This window comes from Streptomyces pseudoechinosporeus (genome assembly GCF_054783935.1).
This window is the reverse complement of the sequence record NZ_BAAGPS010000085.1, coordinates 1-15,937: the sequence shown is the minus strand read 5'-3', so window position 1 is coordinate 15,937 and position 15,937 is coordinate 1. Positions and strand designations below refer to the sequence as shown.

13 protein-coding genes are annotated in these 15,937 nt (G+C 69.0%); 1 reads left to right on the top strand and 12 read right to left on the bottom strand.

Annotated elements, in window-relative coordinates; translation table 11 throughout:
* The 3 genes from ACYVO6_RS45425 to ACYVO6_RS45415 form a co-directional block, all read right to left on the bottom strand.
* A complete protein-coding gene (locus tag ACYVO6_RS45425) occupies positions 1 to 1,329 on the bottom strand; it encodes an extracellular solute-binding protein (RefSeq protein ID WP_461072193.1) in 1,329 nt (442 codons plus the stop codon).
* Positions 1,330 to 1,589: 260 nt separating this feature from the next.
* The gene (locus tag ACYVO6_RS45420; RefSeq protein ID WP_165263639.1) at positions 1,590 to 1,883 is read right to left on the bottom strand and encodes a DUF3039 domain-containing protein; all 294 of its coding nucleotides are present in this window, start codon (positions 1,881 to 1,883) and stop codon (positions 1,590 to 1,592) included.
* 30 nt (positions 1,884 to 1,913) lie between these two features.
* Entirely contained in the window at positions 1,914 to 2,486 is a 573-nt protein-coding gene (locus tag ACYVO6_RS45415) for a YqgE/AlgH family protein (protein WP_189320310.1), read from the bottom strand.
* 277 nt (positions 2,487 to 2,763) lie between these two features.
* Between ACYVO6_RS45415 and murA the strand changes: the two genes are divergently transcribed.
* On the top strand, positions 2,764 to 4,110 hold the full coding sequence (murA, locus tag ACYVO6_RS45410; protein ID WP_461072190.1) for a UDP-N-acetylglucosamine 1-carboxyvinyltransferase: 1,347 nt from the start codon (positions 2,764 to 2,766) through the stop codon (positions 4,108 to 4,110).
* A 130-nt stretch (positions 4,111 to 4,240) separates the two neighbouring features.
* On the opposite strand, the gene ACYVO6_RS45405 is transcribed toward murA, so the two are convergent.
* The 9 genes from ACYVO6_RS45405 to ACYVO6_RS45365 form a co-directional block, all read right to left on the bottom strand.
* A complete protein-coding gene (locus ACYVO6_RS45405; RefSeq protein WP_033325929.1) occupies positions 4,241 to 4,522 on the bottom strand; it encodes an HU family DNA-binding protein in 282 nt (93 codons plus the stop codon).
* A 384-nt stretch (positions 4,523 to 4,906) separates the two neighbouring features.
* A complete protein-coding gene (locus ACYVO6_RS45400; protein ID WP_461072188.1) occupies positions 4,907 to 6,340 on the bottom strand; it encodes a malic enzyme-like NAD(P)-binding protein in 1,434 nt (477 codons plus the stop codon).
* Positions 6,341 to 6,730: 390 nt separating this feature from the next.
* On the bottom strand, positions 6,731 to 9,136 hold the full coding sequence (locus ACYVO6_RS45395) for a HelD family protein (RefSeq protein ID WP_461072186.1): 2,406 nt from the start codon (positions 9,134 to 9,136) through the stop codon (positions 6,731 to 6,733).
* Between the two features lie 91 nt (positions 9,137 to 9,227).
* The gene (locus ACYVO6_RS45390) at positions 9,228 to 10,007 is read right to left on the bottom strand and encodes an anti-sigma factor family protein (RefSeq protein WP_461072184.1); all 780 of its coding nucleotides are present in this window, start codon (positions 10,005 to 10,007) and stop codon (positions 9,228 to 9,230) included.
* Between the two features lie 38 nt (positions 10,008 to 10,045).
* Complete coding sequence (locus ACYVO6_RS45385; RefSeq protein WP_010039908.1) at positions 10,046 to 10,567, bottom strand: sigma-70 family RNA polymerase sigma factor; 522 nt, start codon at positions 10,565 to 10,567, stop codon at positions 10,046 to 10,048.
* A 337-nt stretch (positions 10,568 to 10,904) separates the two neighbouring features.
* The gene (locus ACYVO6_RS45380; protein WP_461072181.1) at positions 10,905 to 11,507 is read right to left on the bottom strand and encodes a CGNR zinc finger domain-containing protein; all 603 of its coding nucleotides are present in this window, start codon (positions 11,505 to 11,507) and stop codon (positions 10,905 to 10,907) included.
* A gap of 154 nt (positions 11,508 to 11,661) precedes the next feature.
* Positions 11,662 to 12,822, bottom strand: a complete 1,161-nt coding sequence (locus ACYVO6_RS45375) for a uroporphyrinogen-III synthase (protein ID WP_461072179.1) — start codon at positions 12,820 to 12,822, stop codon at positions 11,662 to 11,664.
* Positions 12,823 to 12,956: 134 nt separating this feature from the next.
* Entirely contained in the window at positions 12,957 to 14,339 is a 1,383-nt protein-coding gene (locus ACYVO6_RS45370) for a nitrate/nitrite transporter (RefSeq protein ID WP_461072177.1), read from the bottom strand.
* 299 nt (positions 14,340 to 14,638) lie between these two features.
* Positions 14,639 to 15,595, bottom strand: a complete 957-nt coding sequence (locus ACYVO6_RS45365) for a hypothetical protein (protein WP_461072175.1) — start codon at positions 15,593 to 15,595, stop codon at positions 14,639 to 14,641.
* Positions 15,596 to 15,937: the final 342 nt, after the last annotated feature.

The following is a 15,937-nucleotide window of genomic DNA, read 5'->3' as shown; positions in this document are numbered from 1 at the left end:
TCACCCCGCGGAGCTGAACGCGGCGTTCATCTTCGTCGCCGCGTCCTTCGAAGCCGCGGCCACATCCTTCTTGCCGCTGACGATCTCCTGGAACATCGTCGGCAGGACGAGCGAGGCGTCGATCTCGGCCCAGGCCGGCGAGGCGGGCACGAACTTGGTGCCCGCGCCGAGCGTCTGCACGAAGGGCGCGACGAACGGCTCCTGCTTCGCGACGTCCGCGCGCACATCCGAGTACGTCGGCAGGAAGCCCATCGCGTCGAAGAGCTCGCCCTGCGTCTTCTTCGACGCGAGCTGCTTCATCAGGTCGACAGCGAGCGTACGGTGCGAAGTGCTCTTCAGTACGCCGATGTTGTTGCCGCCCGCGAAGGCCGGCGCGATCTCGCCCGCCTTCAGCCCCGGCAGCGGTACGACGGCGTACTTGCCCTTGACGCTCCCGGCCTCGACCGCCTGGTGGTTGAAGTCACCGCCGATCGCCATGCCCGCCTTGCCGGAGGCGAAGGCCGTGATCGTGTCGTTGCCGCCCATGCTCGCGCACTTGGCGGCCGGGCAGTTGTCGTCGCCGAACAGCGAGGTGTACGCCGTGATGCCCTTTTGGGCCGCAGCGCTGTCGATCGCCGCCGCGTACGAACCGCCCTTGCCCTCGGCGATCTCGCCGCCGTTGGACCAGACGAACGGCATCGCACCGTACGTGAACGCACCGCCGACCGCGAGCCCGTACAGCTCGGGCTTCGCCTGCCGGATCTCCTTGGCGGTGGAGATCAACTCACTCTGCGTCTTGGGAACTTCAAGGTCCAGCTCCTTGAAGACATCGGTGCGGTAGTACAGCGCGCGGACGCCCACGAAGAACGGGGCACCGTAGATCTTCCCGTCGACCGTCACGGACTGCTTGGCCGTCGGGTCGGTGTCCTTGGCCTCGTTCCAGTCCGTGAACTCCTGGGTCACGTCGGCGAGTCCGCCATCCTTGACGTACCCGGCGGTGTCGGTGTTGCCGTACTCCATGAGATCCGGCGCGCTCTTGGGGTCGTTGAAGGCGGCCTTGATCTTCTGGGCGCGGGTCTCGACGGGTATGTACTCGACCTCGACCTTCGTGCCCTCGTGGGCCTTCTCGAAGGCGTCCACGGTGGCGTCGACGACCTTCTCCTTGGGCCCATTGCTGACCTCCTGGAAGAGCCACACGCGCAGCGTCCCGCTCTTCTCGTCCGTACCGCCGGAGTTGTCGGAGGACTCAGGGGCACAGGCGGTCGCGGTGAGGGCGGCGACCACAAGTGCGGCTACCGGGGCGGCTGTTCGGGCAGAGAAGCGGGCAGAGAATCTGGCGGGGAACTTCATCGGGCATCCTCCGAAGGGGCGAGTGTTGCAACATGCGCAATGCTTGTTTCACTCTGCACAACACGACGGAGGCTAGAAGTTCATGAGCATGCAAACAAGGCCTACCCAAAGGTCTCTACCAGTCTGTGACCGCTAAAAGCACCCTGTGCAACGGCCCTGGACACACGACAAGGCCGCGGCACCCCGCACTGGGGTGCCGCGGCCTCGCTGGGCATGCCGGACTACACGACGTACCGCGCCTGTCTAAGGGAGAGCGGGCGTTACTTGTCGCCGCCCTTGCCCTGGTCTCCGCCGGAGCCCATGGACTCGTAGATCTCCTTGCACATGGGACACACGGGATACTTCTTCGGGTCACGGCCCGGGACCCACACCTTGCCGCAGAGCGCGACAACAGGCGTGCCGTCCAGCGCGCTCGCCATGATCTTGTCCTTCTGGACGTAATGGGCGAAGCGCTCGTGGTCACCGTCACCGTGCGAGGTCTGCGGCGCCGGCTCGACCAGGGTCCCCGTACCAGTCCCGCGCTGAGGCTGGGTCTCAGGCTCAAGAGTGCTCATGACTGCAAGGGTACTGAAAGCTCACACGCATCAGTTGAGCGAAGGGTCATCCGGGTACGTGGCCACCATCGCCAGCTCGTTGCGCTGCCGGCGGAGCACCTCGCGCCACAGGCGTTCCGGGGACGGGGAGGAGACATCGCCGGGCTCGGACTCGACGACGTACCAGGCGCCCTCGACCAGTTCGTCCTCCAGCTGACCCGGGCCCCAGCCGGCGTACCCGGCGAAGATCCGCAGGCTGCCGACGGCCGAGGCGAGCAGTTCCGGCGGGGCCTCCAGGTCCACGAGCCCGATCGCGCCGTGCACCCGGCGCCAGCCGAGCGGCGCGCGCTCCCCCAAGGAGCCGCCGGGGATGACTGCGACACCGAGCGCCGAGTCGAGCGAGACGGGGCCGCCCTGGAAGACGACGCCCGGCTCTCCGGCGAGGTCGGCCCAGCCCGAAAGGATGTCGCCGACGTCCACCGGTGTGGGGCGGTTGAGGACGACGCCCAGGGAGCCCTCCTCGTCGTGGTCGAGGAGCAGCACCACAGCGCGGTCGAAGTTCGGGTCCGCCAGGGCGGGAGTGGCCACGAGCAGCCGCCCTGTGAGCGAGGACACCTCGGTCATGCCAGACATGATCCCGCATCTTCCTCTTGGGTGGGGAGGCATTGCCAGTACGCGAGTGAATGCAGCTCAGGGCGTACAGATGCAGGTGGAGCGCACGCCCCCGCCAGTGACCCCGCGTACCCACCGAAGAACCGTTCGTGTTGTGGCAAAGCTATGACGGGCTGAGCCGTACTTGGGCTACCGGTACCGGGGTAGGCGGCCATTACGCTTGCTTCTCCGGTTCTGCGCCGACCCAGCGCTACCTGCCCCTGTCCAACTTCATCGGAACGCGAGATACATGACCGTCAACGGTTCAGACGATGTCCTGCTTGTCCACGGCGGAACCCCGCTGGAGGGTGAGATCCGTGTCCGTGGTGCGAAGAACCTCGTACCGAAGGCCATGGTCGCCGCCCTGCTCGGCAGCGCTCCGAGCCGGCTGCGCAATGTGCCCGACATCCGCGACGTACGTGTCGTACGCGGGCTGCTGCAGCTGCACGGAGTGACGGTCCGGCCGGGAGAGGAACCGGGCGAGCTGGTCCTGGACCCCTCGCACGTGGAGAGCGCGAACGTCGCGGACATCGACGCGCACGCGGGTTCGTCGCGCATCCCGATCCTGTTCTGCGGACCACTGCTGCACCGGCTCGGCCACGCGTTCATCCCGGGTCTGGGCGGCTGTGACATCGGCGGTCGGCCGATCGACTTCCACTTCGAGGTGCTGCGGCAGTTCGGCGCGAAGATCGAGAAGCGGGCGGACGGCCAGTACCTGGAGGCTCCGCAGCGGCTGCGCGGCACGAAGATCCGGCTGCCGTACCCGTCCGTGGGCGCGACCGAGCAGGTGCTGCTGACGGCGGTCCTGGCGGAGGGTGTGACGGAGCTCTCGAACGCGGCCGTGGAGCCGGAGATCGAGGACCTGATCTGCGTACTGCAGAAAATGGGCGCGATCATCGCGATGGACACCGACCGCACCATCCGCGTCACGGGCGTGGACAAGCTCGGCGGCTACACCCACGCGGCCCTCCCGGACCGCCTGGAGGCCGCCTCGTGGGCTTCCGCGGCGCTGGCGACCGAAGGCAACATCTACGTCCGCGGCGCCCAGCAGCGCTCGATGATGTCGTTCCTGAACACCTACCGGAAGGTGGGTGGCGCCTTCGAGATCGACGACGAGGGCATCCGCTTCTGGCACCCCGGCGGCCAGCTGAAGTCCATCGCGCTGGAGACGGACGTGGCCCCCGGCTTCCAGACCGACTGGCAGCAGCCGCTCGTCGTCGCTCTGACGCAGGCGACAGGCCTGTCGATCATCCACGAGACGGTGTACGAGTCCCGCCTCGGCTTCACCTCCGCCCTGAACCAGATGGGCGCGCACATCCAGCTCTACCGCGAGTGCCTCGGCGGCTCCCACTGCCGCTTCGGCCAGCGCAACTTCCTGCACTCCGCGGTCGTCTCGGGCCCGACCAAACTCCAGGGCGCCGACCTGGTCATCCCCGACCTCCGCGGTGGCTTCTCCTACCTGATCGCGGCGCTCGCGGCCCAGGGCACCTCACGGGTGCACGGCATCGACCTGATCAACCGCGGCTACGAGAACTTCATGGAGAAGCTCGGGGATCTGGGCGCGAAGGTGGAACTGCCGGGCAAGGCGCTCGGCTAGCCAAAACAGCCCGGCCGGCGCCAGGCCATTGGTAAGCGCAACAGCGATGGGGCGGCACCCGAAGTCCGGGTGCCGCCCCATCGCATTGCCTACCTGCCGTACACCGTCCGGGGAGGTGTAGACGGCAAGGTCACTTGCCCTTGGCGGCTTCCTTGAGCTTGCTGCCAGCGGAGACCTTCACGCTGTAGCCGGCGGGGATGTCGATCGGGTCGCCGGTCTGCGGGTTGCGCGCGGTACGAGCGGCACGGTGAGTGCGCTCGAAGGTCAGGAAGCCGGGGATGGTGACCTTCTCGTCGCCCTTCGCGACGACTTCGCCGACGGTCTCGGCGAACGCGGCCAGAACGGCGTCGGCGTCCTTGCGGGTCACCTCGGCGCGGTCGGCCAGCGCGGCCACCAGCTCACTGCGGTTCATGTTGTTACTCCCGTGTTCTTCTTGCCGTTGAGGCGTGCCACGCGGCGGAGCCGCATGATGAGCACCAGCGGAGCCGATGCTGCCAGGGTCCTCGGTCGGTCCCCGGACCCGGGTCCAAAGCCAGACCCTCGCGCCCAGAGACGCATCCTGCCCCCACCTGCGGCGGGAAAGCCAATCCGGCACCCCTGGGAGTCACACGAAAAGCGCCACAGCCTGGAAAAGGTGACGCTCCGTCCGCTCCCGGCAGCGGATCGCAGGGCCTACAAGGCCTGAGCCTGGCCGCCACCCTAGGGGCGGCCAGGGACACCATGTCCCACGACGCGCCGTATCCGGGCGGCCGTGGCGACCATCACAGGCTACGACGCAACCGGTCCGGACGGCGGCTCAGGGCGTCGTATTGCCCGTGGCCGCCACGCCCGCCGCCTTCGCCGCGTTGCGCACCGCGCCCGCGACCGCGCCCGCGACCTTGTCGTTGAAGACGCTCGGGATGATGTAGTTCGGGTTCAGCTCGTCCTCGGTCACCACGTCCGCGAGGGCGGTCGCGGCGGCCAGCATCATCTCCGTGTTGACCGTGCGGGACTGGGCGTCCAGGAGGCCGCGGAAGACGCCCGGGAAGACCAGCACGTTGTTGATCTGGTTCGGGAAGTCGGAGCGGCCCGTGGCCACGACCGCCGCCGTCTGGCGGGCGATCGCCGGGTCGACCTCGGGGTCGGGGTTCGCGAGCGCGAAGACGATCGCACCCTCGGCCATCGCCGCCACGTCGTCGCCGTCGATCACGTTGGGCGCCGAGACGCCGATGAACACGTCGGAGCCGCGTACGGCGTCCTTCAGCGTGCCCGTGACGCCCTCGGGGTTGGTGTTGTCGGCGATCCATCGCAGCGGCGAATCCGCGGCAGCCGACACCAGGTCCTCGCGACCGGCGTGCACAACACCGTGGATGTCGGCGACGACGGCGTGCTTGACGCCCGCCGCGATCAGCAGCTTGAGGATGGCCGTACCGGCCGCGCCCGCACCGGACATGACGACGCGGATGTCACCGATCGCCTTGCCCGCGACGCGCAGCGCGTTCGTCAGGGCGGCGAGTACGACGATGGCGGTGCCGTGCTGGTCGTCGTGGAAGACGGGGATGTCGAGGGCCTCGCGCAGGCGTGCCTCGATCTCGAAGCAGCGCGGGGCCGAGATGTCTTCCAGGTTGATGCCCGCGAAGCCCGGCGCGATGGCCTTGACGATCTCGACGATCGCGTCCGTGTCCTGGGTGTCCAGGCACAGCGGCCAGGCGTCGATGCCGGCGAAACGTTTGAAGAGGGCCGCCTTGCCCTCCATGACGGGCAGGGCCGCCTTGGGCCCGATGTTCCCGAGGCCGAGCACCGCCGAACCGTCCGTCACGACCGCGACCGAGTTGCGCTTGATGGTCAGACGGCGGGCGTCCTCGGGGTTCTCGGCGATCGCCATGCAGACGCGGGCCACACCCGGCGTGTAGATCATCGAGAGGTCGTCACGGTTGCGGATCGGGTGCTTGGACTGCATCTCGATCTTGCCGCCGAGGTGCATCAGGAACGTACGGTCGGAGACCTTGCCGAGCGTGACGCCTTCGATGCCGCGCAGCTGCTCGACGATCTCGTCCGCGTGCGCCGTCGACGTCGCCGCGATGGTGACGTCGATCTGGAGCTTCTCGTGGCCGGACGCCGTGACGTCGAGGCCGGTCACCGAGCCTCCGTGGGACTCGACGGCTCCGGTGAGCTGGGAGACCGCGGTTCCGCTCGCGGGCACCTCCAGCCGGACCGTCATCGAGTAGGAGACGCTGGGCGCCGTTGCCATGGCCGACTTCCTCTGCTTTCACCGTGTGTCGCTGTGGGTCGCTCTTGTGCCGTCCGATCGTCGCACCTACCGCGGAGTACGCGGTAGCCGCCTCTGATTGCGAACGTTTTGTTCGCGCGGGTTTCGCGCAGGTGGCACGGGGTGCCAGGGAGAATCCGGCGTACTTGGGACAGAGAAAAGGGGCCCGTGTCACCAGGTGACACGGGCCCCTTCACATTCAATGACACCGACCCGCCATGCTCGCCTCGCGGCAAGTGGTCGCTCGAAGCGACGAAGGTTGGGCCCGGGGGCTTGGATCGGGCCGGTGTCTCATCCAAGGTAACAAAGGATCCCCTCAAGGCAATTCCCGTCTCGGGAGTTCATTGCCGAGTCACAGGGAAGGCCACGCGGTCAGTCCCTCAGGAGGTCGGGCACCCCGTTCGCGTCGGGCTCGTCGCGGTCCTGCGAGACGACGGTGAGCTGCTGGGTGGCGCGGGTCAGGGCGACGTACAGCACGCGCAGCCCGGCCGGCGACTCGTCGGCGATCTCCGCGGGCGAGACGACGACGGTCGCGTCGTACTCCAGTCCCTTGGCCTCCAGACTCCCGAGGGCCACGACCCGGCCGCCGAGCCCGGCCAGCCATCGTGCGGCTTCCGCCCGCCGGTTCATGGCGACGACGACGCCGACCGTGCCGTCGACCCGGTCGAGCAGCCGCGCGGCCTCCTCGCGGACGGTCCGCGCGAGACCGTCCCGTACGACGCTGAAGCGGGGCTCCACGCCCGTCGAGCGGACCGCCGACGGGGACGTCGAGCCGGGCATGGCCAGCGCCAGTACGCGGGCGGCCAGTTCGGCGATCTCGGCCGGGTTGCGGTAGTTCACGGTGAGGGTGAAGCGGCGGCGTGGGCGGGTGCCGAGGGCCTCGTCGCGGGCCTCGGCGGCCTCGTCCGGGTCCGACCACGAGGACTGGGCGGGGTCGCCGACGACCGTCCAGGTGGCGTGCCGGCCACGGCGGCCGATCATGCGCCACTGCATGGGGGTGAGGTCCTGTGCCTCGTCGACGATGACGTGCGCGTACTCGGTACGTTCCTGGGCCAGCCGTTCGGCGCGCTCGCGCTGTGACTCCTCGCGGACCGGCATCAGCTCCTCCAGGCCCGTGAGCTGGTCGAGCGGGTCCGCCTCGCGCCTCTTGCGGGGGCGGGCCGGTGTGCCGAGGATCGCCTGGAGCTCGTCGAGCATCGCCACGTCGTGCACGGAGAGCCCGTCGCGCCCCAGGGAGCGGGCGACGCGGCGCACCTCGCCGGGGTTGAGGATCCGCCGGGCCCAGCGCCCGAGCCGCTTCTCGTCGGCCATCGCGGCCAGTACGGCACGCGGGGTGAGCTCGGGCCACCAGGCGTCCAGGAACGCGATGAAGTCGTCCTCGGAGCTGATGTCCTCGTCGAACGACGACCGCAGCTCGGCGGCCAGCTCCGGGTCGGTGTGCCGGGATCCGGCGCCGGACTTCGCCCACAGGGCGTCGAGCAGCAGCCTGCGGGCGCGGGGGCGCAGCAGGTTCACGGGCGCGGTGCCGGACAGGGCGGTGTGCCGGATGCGGTCGAGTTCCGGGGCCTCCAGTTCCAGGCGGCGGCCGAAGGCGACGACGCGGAGGCGAGTGGGGGTGGAGGCGGGGGCGACGGGGGTCTGCGCATCGTCCTCGCCGCTGAAGTCGTCACCGAAGGCGAGCTGCCCCGTAGCGGCCGGAGCAGAAGTCGGCGCTCCCGGCATCTCCAGCGCCCCCCGCGCCGCCTTCCGCAGCACCTTCAGCATCCGGTACGAGCCCTTGGCGCGGGCCACCGCCGGGGAGTCGTACAGCGTGGCCTCCGCGCCGTCGACGAGGGAGCCGACTGCGCGGATGGCGACCTGCCCCTCCTCGCCGAGGGACGGCAGGACGCCCTCCGTGTACGCGACGAGCAGCGGCGTGGGCGAGACGATCAGGATGCCGCCCGCGTACCGGCGGCGATCCTGGTAGAGGAGGTACGCGGCCCGGTGCAGCGCGACGGCGGTCTTGCCGGTTCCGGGGCCGCCCTCCACGTACGTCACCGACGCGGCGGGCGCCCGGATGACCAGGTCCTGCTCGGCCTGGATGGAGGCCACGATGTCCCGCATGGTGTGGCTGCGGGCCTGGCCGAGCGCGGCCATCAGCGCGCCGTCGCCCACGACAGGCAGCTTGTGCCCGTCGAGGAAGGCGGACAGCTCGGGCCGCATCAGGTCGTCCTCGACGCCGAGTACGCGGCGGCCCTTGGAGCGGACGACCCGGCGGCGGACGACCCGGCCCGGATCGACCGGTGTCGAGCGGTAGAACGGCGCGGCAGCCGGCGCCCTCCAGTCGATGACCAGCGGGGAGTAGTCCGCGTCGAGGACGCCGATCCGGCCGATGTGCAACGTTTCCGCGATGTCGGCGGTGTTGTCGGACCGTATGGCGCCCTCGGCGGGCTCGACCGCCGTGTAGGCGCCGTCCGGGCCCTTCTTGCCGTCCTTGCCGGCCAGCAGGTCGATCCGTCCGAAGAGGAAGTCCTCGAACTCGTTGTTCAGGCGGTTGAGGTGGACCCCCGCCCGGAACACCTGCGCGTCACGCTCGGCCAGCGCGCCCGGCGTGCCGACCTGACCGCGTTTGGCCGCGTCGTTCATCAGGAACTCCGCCTCGTGGATCTTCTCCTCGAGGCGCCGGTAGACCCGGTCCAGGTGTTCCTGTTCGACGCCGATCTCCCGATCCCGTACGGAATCGTGAGCTGACGGGTCGACCGAGCGCAGCGCGGCTTCCTGCTGAACCTGAGCGGCCACCGGGCCCCCTTCTGACGTGCATGGCAGCCGTCAACCGTACGCGAAGGGGGCCCTGGAAGCTATGTGTCCGCTCGTGGTTCGCTCAGTTCCGTCAGGCGTCCACCTGCACGAGACGCGTGCCCTCGAACGTCACGACCTCGAAGTGGTCGATCTCGTTCGGTGTCATGGCCGCGCCGCCGTGGACGTACAGCGGGTTCTTCGCCTTCTCGTTGGTGCTGTTCTCGATGCCGTAACCCCACTTGGGGACGGACCAGGAACTCACCGTCTCGCGCTCGCCGTTCTTGCCGACGGCGACGAGGGAGCACTTCTCCGGGCCCTTGAGGTTCTTCAGCTCCAGGACCGCGTGGGTGCCCCAGCCCTTGGACTCCATGCCGACCGTGGCGACGACCTTGGTGGTCGGGTCGGTGGCGGAGACCTTGTCCTTCATGTCGTTGAAGAAGGCGTCCTCGGCGGGGCTCGTGGAGTGCGGTGCCGCCGTCACGTTGTTGTTGCTCTCGCCGTCGCCGGTGACACCGATCGCGGTGACCGGGCCGCCGATGATCAGCGCGGCTGCCGCCGCGACCATGTACATACCGCGCCGCCGCTTCTGGGCACGGCGCTCCGCGACCTCGTCGACCAGCCGGTTGACCAGGCGTGGGCTCGGCTTGGCGGACAGCGACTCGCCGATGGCAGGCGTTCCCTGGGAACCCGGCAGATCCGCGAGGGCGGCCAGCATCGGCTCCATGCCCGCGAGCTCGTCCAGTTGCTGTGCGCACCAGTCGCAGGTCGCGAGGTGCGCCTCGAAGGCGGTGGCCTCGGCGTCGTCGAGGATGCCGAGGGCGTACGCGCCCACGGTCTCGTGCACATCACCCTGACCCTGCGAACTTTGCATGGGTCCAGGAGTACCCGTTCCGTATCCCCCGTATGTACTCATGCCGTCACCCCACGCTCTTCCAGCGCCAGCTTCATCGAACGCAGGGCATAGAACACCCGTGAGCGCACGGTGCCGCTGGGTATGCCCAGCGTCTCGGCCGCCTCATTGACGGTACGCCCCTTGAAGTAGGTCTCGACCAGGACCTCCCGGTGAGCAGGGGTCAGGTCGTCCAACGCGTCCGACAGTGTCATCAGCCACAACGCCTTGTCGATCTCGTCCTCCGCGGGGATGACCTCCAGCGGCGACGGGTCCACCTCCTGCGGCCGGGCCTGCCGGCTGCGGTGGCCGTCGATGACGATGCGCCGGGCAACCGTCACCAGCCAGGGGCGTACCGAACCGGTAGCTCGGTTGAGCTGCCCGGCGTTCTTCCAGGCACGGATGAGCGTCTCCTGCACAACGTCCTCCGCGCGCTGCCGGTCCCCCGCGACCAGCCGCAGCACATAGGCGAGCAGGGGCCCCGCGTGTTCCCTGTACAGCGCACGCATCAGCTCCTCGTCGGGCTCCGAGGGCTGGGACATGCGATGTCGGGCCCTCGGCGATCGTTCATCGGCCACGGCGGAATCCTTGCGCACGCCTACCTCCGGTGTCCGGGGATCCCCCCGAGTCGGTCGCTCAACACCGGGTACGCACATGGGGCTCGGCCTGTTCAACGTGTGACCCAAGTTTCTTCGAGCCCCCGGGACCAGCCGGACATGGCCGCACATTCCCGTCACTAGTGCTTTACATTTCCGCCATGCTGGCAAGATCGCACTGTTGCCCCGGCAGCGACAGGAGGAAACACGTTGTTGCCAATGTCACTCGAAGTCGAGGAGAACAAAGGGGACTTACGGGACTGGCTTGAGCGCGGGCACGTTCCTAAGCCCTCGCGAGTGCTGCCCGCCGCCGATGCCGGGCAACCCTCTCCCGGTTCCCACACGTCTCGCTGGAGCACCACCGGCGCCTGCGCCCCCGGGACGTATCGAGGTACACGATGGGGCAGTTGTCCCCCTCGCACTGCCGGATGCCCGCCCGGGCGACGGGGTCGGTCAGCAGCTCCACGGCATCGCGGGCCACGGCGGCGAGGAGCGCGGCGCACGAGGGGGCGCCGTCGAGGGCCCGTACGAGAGAACCCGCGTCGTCCCAGACGGCACGCGGAGCCGGCGGCGCCGCGGCGCGTGCCAGCTCATTGACGCGGGCCAGCGCGATGCCGAAGGGCCGGGACTCCCGCGAGGGCTCCCCGCGCACCAACTGTCCGATATGGCCGCGCAGTTCGCGAAAGCCCACCAGCCAGGAGGCGTCGGCCGCCGCCAGCGACGTACCCGCCGGAACAAGCCCCGATCCGCCGATCCAGGCCCGCAACGGCTCGAGAGAGTCGAACCGTTCCTCGGGATGCGTGGTCGCCAGCAGGTCCAGACAGATCCGCCCGGAGTCGAACCGCAGCTCGTACGAGACCGTGGCCGCGACTGTGCCCAGTGCCATGTTCCTGTCACCGCCTTGGGGTTACCGCCATAGGGGGTCGGTGAGGGTCCGTACCCCTACAGTGCCTCCCCGCACGCGCGGCCGGAACCCCACGCACCTGGTTGCCCTGCAACCATCGCGCATGCACAACGGCTGACGCGAAGCCGAGGAAGCCTCACACGTCGGCGTACTTCGTGTCCGCCGCCGGGTCGAGGGCGAGCCGGTAACCGCGCTTGACCACCGTCTGGATCAGCTTCGGCGCCCCCAGTGCCGTACGCAGCCGGGCCATCGCCGTCTCGACGGCGTGCTCGTCCCGCCCTGCGCCGGGCAGCGCCCGCAGCAGTTCGGCGCGGGACACGACCCAGCCCGGCCGCCGGGACAGCGCGCGCAGCAGGGACATTCCGGCCGGCGGTACGGGCCGCAGCGCGCCGTCCACCAGCACCGCGTGCCCGCGGATCTCCACCCGATGGCCCGCGATCGGCAACGTACGCGCCCGCGAAGGCAGTTCCTGACACAGCAGCTGTACGAGGGGGCCGAGCCGGAAGCGCTCCGGCTGGATGGTGTCGATGCCCCGGGCCTGCAACGGCAGCGCGGTGACCGGGCCGACGCAGGCCGACAGTACGTCGTGATTGAGGGCGGCGAGGAGTTCGGGCAGCAGTCCGCGGTCCTCGGCGCGGCCCAGCAGCGAGGCGGCGGCCGGCGCGCTGGTGAAGGTCAGCGCGTCCAGGCCGCGACAGACCGTGGCGTCGAGCAGCCGGTCGACGGGGCCGATGTCCTCCGGCGGCATCCACCGATAGACGGGTACGCCGACGACCTCCGCGCCCGAGTCCCGCAGCGCCTCGACGAAACCGGGCAGCGGCTCACCGTGCAGCTGGATCGCGATCCGGCGCCCTTCGACCCCTTCCTCCAGCAGCCGGTCGAGCACCTCGGCCATGGACTCGGAGGACGGGGACCACTCCTCGGTCAGCCCCTGGGCCCGGACCGCGCCCTTGACCTTCGGGCCACGGGCGAGCAGTTCGACACCGCGCAGCCGGTCGAGCAGGGCCTCGCCGAGCCCCCATCCGTCGGCGGCCTCGACCCACCCCCTGAACCCGATCGCGGTGGTGGCGACCACGACGTCCGGCGCCTGGTCGATGAGCTGCTTGGTCGCCGCGAGCAGTTCGCTGTCGTCGGAGAGGGGCACGATGCGCAGGGCCGGGGCGTGCAGGACGGCGGCACCGCGCCGCTGGAGCAGGGCGCCGAGTTCGTCGGCACGGCGGGCCGCCGTCACGCCGACGGTGAATCCCGCGAGGGGGCCGTGTTCGTGTCGGTCTGGTCGCTGCAGTTCCTCGTGCATCAGCTCTCGTCCCGATGTTGATTCATCCCGCACCGGTCTGCAACCGGTCGTGCACCCGCCGTACATCAGCGGTCGACCGAGCCTGTCAACGGCTCGTGACAGGCTCGGTTCCGCTTGATGTCGGTGGTGTTACGTCACACCTTCGCGTAGCTGAGCTGCGACTTCGTCTCGGCGGCGGCGGTGGACTGACTCTGGGCGGGCGCCTGGCTACGAAGGTATACGGCCCAGGTGACCACGAAGCAGACCGCGTAGAAGGCAAGGAAGCCCACGAAGGCACCAGTACCCGATCCCACGCTCAGGAACGACTGCCGGAAGGCGAGGTTGATGCCGAGCCCGCCGAGCGCACCCACAGCCCCGATGAGGCCCATGGAGGCACCGGAGAGCCGGCGCCCGTAAGAGGCGGCTTCCTCTCCCTCAAGGCCCATGGCGACGGCCTTGGCCTGGAAGATGCCGGGGATCATCTTGTACGTCGAGCCGTTGCCGAGCCCCGTCAGGATGAACAGCGCGATGAACGCGGTGGTGAACAGGGCCAGCGACTTCGACATCGAGGCGGAGATGATGACGCCGGTCGCGGCACCCATGCCGACGAAGTTCCACAGGGTGATGCGCGCCCCACCGTACTTGTCGGCGAGCCAGCCGCCGAAGGGCCGGATCAGGGAGCCGAGCAGCGGGCCGATGAAGGTGACGTACGCGGCCTGCAGCGGCGTACGACCGAACTGCGTCTGCAGCACGAGCCCGAAGGCGAAGCTGTAGCCGATGAAGGATCCGAAGGTCCCGATGTAGAGGAAGGACATGATCCAGGTGTGCGCGTCCTTGACGGCCTCCTTGGCCGCGCCGGTGTCGTTCTTCACGGACGAGATGTTGTCCATGTAGAGGGCGCCGAGGACGGTGGCGAGGATGATGAAGGGGATGTAGATCCCCAACAGGACGCGCGGTCCGGCGCTGGCGCCGATGACGGCGAGACCGACCAGCTGCACCACGGGCACACCGATGTTGCCGCCACCGGCGTTCAGGCCGAGGGCCCACCCCTTCTTACGCAGCGGGAAGAAGGAGTTGATGTTGGTCATGGAGCTGGCGAAGTTACCGCCACCGACGCCGGCGAGCATGGCGCACACCAGGAACGTACCGAAGGACGTCCCCGGCTCCATCACGATGAACGCCGCGATCGTCGGGATGAGCAGCATGCTCGCCGAGATGATCGTCCAGTTCCGGCCGCCGAAGCGGGCGACGGCGAAGGTGTAGGGGACGCGCACGATGGCGCCGACCAGGGTCGCCATCGACACGATGAAGAACTTGTCGGCGGGGGTGAGCCCGTACTCCGGCCCCATGAAGAGCACCATCACCGACCACAGGGTCCAGATCGAGAACCCGATGTGCTCGGACAGCACGGAGAAGAACAGGTTCCGCCGGGCGACCTTCTCGCCGGTCTCTTTCCAGAAGGTCTCGTCCTCCGGATCCCAGTGCTCGATCCAGCGGCCTCCCCTGCTCGATGCGGGGGCTGTACTAGGGGCTGTCATGACGCCTCCACGGTTCTCCGGTGCTCAGGTGTCGTACGTGGGGTCCGTACGTGAGGTGATGAGTCCCGAAGGTAGGGATGGCGCGTTTCCGGTCTGTGCCTCTGAGTGACCGCCCGGGAACGTTGCTCTCACGAGCGGGCGGGGGTGGCGGTGAGGTCGGGAGGGGGGACGGAGTGGGTTCGGGGTGCGCCGGGTGGGGTTCGTACGTTGCTGAGTGAGAGTACGTGGGTGGGTGCGGGTGGGTTCAGCAAGCGAAACGCCCCGCCTTGGGGGCGGGGCGTCGGCTCGGTGGTGTCGGTTCAGCGCTGAGGGGGTTGGGGCTGGCCGTAGGGGTTGTTGGGTTGGGCGTAGGGCTGGGGCTGGGCATAGGGGCCGGGGGCTGGCTGGCCTGGGTGACCCGGCTGGCCGCCGTACGGTCCGGGGGCGGGGGCCGGCTGACCGCTGTACGGTCCGGGGGCGGGGGCGTGCGCTTGCGGAGCCGCGTATGGCTGCTGAGGGGCGTAGGGCTGCTGAGGTGCATAGGGCTGGCCCTGCTGCTGACCGTGCGGCTGCCCCGGCTGAATGTGCTGCTGACCGTACGACTGACCCTGCTGCTGGCCGGCGAACGGATTGCCCTGCCCCGCCTGCATGTGCTGCTGACCGCCGAACGGATTCCCATGCCCCGGAAGCTGCGAACCCGGAGGCAGATACCGCACCCTCCCCGTCTCATCCGCAACGGGCGCGAACCCGGCAGCCTGCAACCGCGCCGCGAACTTGGCGTTCCGCTTCCGCGTGACGACGAACCCGACACCCAGGATCGCCATGAGGAGCACCCACGTCCCTATGACGAAGAACACCCCGTCCCCACTGGACCGCGCGACCCCGATGGCCATACCGACGGTGACCCCGATGGCCCCGAACCCCATCCGCTTCTCGGCACTCTTGCCGGTGAGATCGAAGTTGATCCGAGCCTTGAGCAGCTCCAGCGCATCGGGCACGACGGGCGGCAGCGACTTCCCGTCGCCGGCTTGCGGATACTGGGCCCAGTTCTGCGCGGCCCGATTCTGAGCCTGCGGACTGGGATCGGGCACGATGAGCATCTTCAGCGCGTTGTTCTGCCCACCCGACTGCCGAACGTCCGCGTACTGATACCCGAACTGCTCCGCAACGAAGGCAAGCCGAGCAAGCTTCTTCACGGACGCCATGGCACTGGTGAGCTCAACGGGCTCCCCACTGGCCATGAGCCGAAACATCTTCTGCAACTGCCGCTGACTCACGCCAACCCTTCCCCGTACCCATCAGTGACCACCTGTTTGCACACGCACCCTATCGGCCACGGGAGTTGGGGCACAGGGGCTGCCAGGGGCCTGCACGGGAAGGCTTCCGAGCCTGCACGGGAAGGCTCACGCACGTCGGTTCCGCTGGCCGGAATCCAGCTAGTGCTGTGTCCGGAAACGATCACCGGGTTGGTGCGAGTGCCGGGTGCTGCTCGATCTGTTCCGTAGGCTCGGCCGCCATGGAAGCATCAATGTCCTTCGTCCATCACCTGGGCGTGTTCGCTTCAGACTTCGAGGCGAGTGAGCGGTTTTACACCGCTGCGCTGGAGCCGCTTGGAATCA

What these genes read in the sequence shown, in the direction of transcription:
- ACYVO6_RS45370 (WP_461072177.1), bottom strand. Translation starts at nt 14,339, where the DNA reads ATGACAGCCCCTAGTACAGCCCCCGCATCGAGCAGGGGAGGCCGCTGG.
- ACYVO6_RS45405 (WP_033325929.1), bottom strand. Translation starts at nt 4,522, where the DNA reads ATGAACCGCAGTGAGCTGGTGGCCGCGCTGGCCGACCGCGCCGAGGTG.
- ACYVO6_RS45425 (WP_461072193.1), bottom strand. Translation starts at nt 1,329, where the DNA reads ATGAAGTTCCCCGCCAGATTCTCTGCCCGCTTCTCTGCCCGAACAGCC.
- ACYVO6_RS45420 (WP_165263639.1), bottom strand. Translation starts at nt 1,883, where the DNA reads ATGAGCACTCTTGAGCCTGAGACCCAGCCTCAGCGCGGGACTGGTACG.
- ACYVO6_RS45375 (WP_461072179.1), bottom strand. Translation starts at nt 12,822, where the DNA reads ATGCACGAGGAACTGCAGCGACCAGACCGACACGAACACGGCCCCCTC.
- ACYVO6_RS45415 (WP_189320310.1), bottom strand. Translation starts at nt 2,486, where the DNA reads ATGACCGAGGTGTCCTCGCTCACAGGGCGGCTGCTCGTGGCCACTCCC.
- ACYVO6_RS45390 (WP_461072184.1), bottom strand. Translation starts at nt 10,007, where the DNA reads ATGCAAAGTTCGCAGGGTCAGGGTGATGTGCACGAGACCGTGGGCGCG.
- ACYVO6_RS45400 (WP_461072188.1), bottom strand. Translation starts at nt 6,340, where the DNA reads ATGGCAACGGCGCCCAGCGTCTCCTACTCGATGACGGTCCGGCTGGAG.
- murA (WP_461072190.1), top strand. Translation starts at nt 2,764, where the DNA reads ATGACCGTCAACGGTTCAGACGATGTCCTGCTTGTCCACGGCGGAACC.
- ACYVO6_RS45385 (WP_010039908.1), bottom strand. Translation starts at nt 10,567, where the DNA reads ATGTCCCAGCCCTCGGAGCCCGACGAGGAGCTGATGCGTGCGCTGTAC.
- ACYVO6_RS45380 (WP_461072181.1), bottom strand. Translation starts at nt 11,507, where the DNA reads ATGGCACTGGGCACAGTCGCGGCCACGGTCTCGTACGAGCTGCGGTTC.